Genomic DNA, 2,482 nt, shown 5'->3' with positions numbered 1-2,482 from the left:
GGGATCTACCTTAACATAGGTGTCATACCCCTTCACCTCGCCGACCTCGGTGCCCTGCTGGGCGAGCTCCGTCTGCACCTGCTGCGTCAGACTCGGCTGCTCGCCCATACCACAGGCCGTGCGGCACCCCACCAGCGCCACCTTCGACACCTGCGCCTCCTCGCCCAGCAGCACCTTCACCTGCTTGATCTGCCCCGCCAGCTCCTGCGCATCCGCTCCCCCCAGCTTCCCCCTCTCCGGATCGCCGTGCCCCACCACCTGCACCTTCACCTTCCCATCCGTTGGGGCAAGCTTGTCCAGACCCTCCAACTCGCCATTCGGCCCCGCCTTCACCACCGTCGTGTTCTCAGGATGCTTGCCCTTCAGGTCTTGGACCGCTCGCGCGGTCACGTCATCGTCACCCTGCTGCACGAGCACCTGCTTCGCGTAGCGATACGCCAACGTCCCCTCGTCGTCCGACTCCGCCTGACGCGCCTGCTTCGACTTCAGCCGCCCCTTGATGTGCTCCACCAGGTCACCCACTTCCACCGTCATCTTCGAGCCCGCCAGCTTTCGGTCGTCCGTCACCGTCGACATCTGGCCCGCATCCCGATTCAACGGCCCCGAGATCCCGCCTGCAGCCTGCAACTCATTCACCGCGATCGTGCTGCGCTGCGTCTGCGTGCGATGCACCTGGTCGTCCTTGCCGTAGCTGAACTCCAGCGTCGCCATCCCGTCCGGCTTCACCGCCAGCTTGCCCCCACCCGAGTTGCCATCCTTGTGCCGAGCGTCTTCCACGTCCGTTGCGCTCACCTGGCCGCCTACCTTCACCGCGCCCGCTCCGCTACGCGACACCAGATGCCCGCCCACCAGATTGACGTCGCCCTTGATATCCGCCGTCAACTTCTGCGTCGCCTCGATCCCCGCCTGCTGCACCGTGCGGCGGCTGTCGTCCCACCCGTGACTACCGTTCGCGCCAATCGTGACGGTCGGATTGGCCACCACTCCCAACACCGGGTCCACCGTGTGATTCAGACCCACGCCCATGCCCACGGATAGCGTCGCGTCCCACGCCTGCGTATCCTCGCGGTGCTGGTCCTGCATGCTCATCACGTTCGTGTCGCCCCCCACCTTCAGCGCGACCGTCTCGCCTTTGACATTCGCCCCGCGCAGCGTCACGTCCCGACCCGAGCGGATCGACACCTGCCCCGCGTTCAACTCCGTGTTCGTGTAATTCACGTCGCTGCTCTTTTGTTTGTGGTGTCCGACGTTCACACTTTCGTTCATCCCCACCCCCGCCGAACGGAACACCGCGTTGCTCGAGAAGCTCCCGCCTCGGCTATAGCCCGCGTTGTACGTCTCGCTGTCGCCCTGGCTCGTCGCCTTGGCCGCCGCAAGGTTCACGCTGCCCGCCGCATCCAGCGACACCTGCGCGCCCTCCACCTTCACACCGTTCAGATTCAGGTCGCCCGTGCGGCTCGTGATGTTGATCCGGCTGCCGCTCAACTGGGTGAGGTTCTCCGCCGTGCTGCGCTTCGAACTCGACGTATGCTGACCCTCCGCCGCCAGATTGACGCTGGCCCCATAGCTGTCACCGAACGCAATATTGAGCGCATCGCCCACATACGTACCCGCCTGCAGCGCAGCCGTGCCCGCATCCTTCGTCTGGCCACTCGTCTGCTTCTGAACCTGCTCCATCACATCGTCAGCCAACTGCTTGAACGAGCTGTGCTGCTCGCCCTTGATCCCGATAAACAGCGAACTGTCTTCGTGCGTCTCGTCACGCTCGTCCCGGTACTTCGTGCTCGCCACCCGCGCACCATCGATATCGATGCTCCCCGAAGCCGCATCCGTACGCAGGTCCGCCCCGCCGATATCCACCGTCTTCTGGCTCTTGAGCGTCAGCGCCTCACTAAAATCCAGCTGCGCATTGCGGTTCGTCTTCGCGTTGACCGTATCCGTGCTGCTGTTCAACTGCAGCCCGAATTTCGCGTTACCCAGCGAGCCGCTCGCATTGTTCTCGCCCTGCCGCACGGCCTGGGTCCGGGTCTCGCCCGGCACCGTACTGAAGCTCGCCTGCGCGCTGGCCAAGCCCGCTCCCACACTGGCTCCCGCCGCAAACCCCACGCTCGATTGCGTCGTCTTCTCATAGGTGTGGTCTTGCGACGTCGCCATCACCAGATTGCCGTGCTTCGCATCCAGCGTCGCACGCGCTCCCTGATAGGCACCACCCTCCAGCCGGATCCCCTCACCCGACATCGACAGGCTCCCCGCACGCCCCGCGTCGATCGTGCTGCCCACCGCCGTCGAGGCCCCACGTGTCGTCTCACGGTGCGTCGAGTAGAGCACCCCTTCCCGGGTTTGCGCCTCGAAACTCGAATCCACCACGTTCGCCGTGTTGCTCACCAACGCGCGCTGGCCCGCATCCAGCTTGATCGTGTGCCCACTCACTTGCGCCGCACTCAACTCAATGCCCTTGTCCGCCTGGATCTCGAGCTTGCCC

At 64.9% G+C, this 2,482-nt stretch carries 1 protein-coding gene; it reads right to left on the bottom strand.

Annotated elements, in window-relative coordinates:
- A partial coding sequence (locus tag ACPUER_RS36315) for a hemagglutinin repeat-containing protein (RefSeq protein WP_425133522.1) occupies positions 1 to 2,482 on the bottom strand: 2,482 nt, incomplete at both ends.

Origin of the sequence: Burkholderia sp. DN3021 (assembly GCF_049805555.1) — a bacterium.
In the GTDB taxonomy this organism is placed as follows: Bacteria; Pseudomonadota; Gammaproteobacteria; order Burkholderiales; family Burkholderiaceae; genus Burkholderia; species Burkholderia pyrrocinia_C.
The sequence above is the reverse complement of the archived record's forward strand: the minus strand, read 5'-3'. Positions and strand labels throughout refer to the sequence as shown.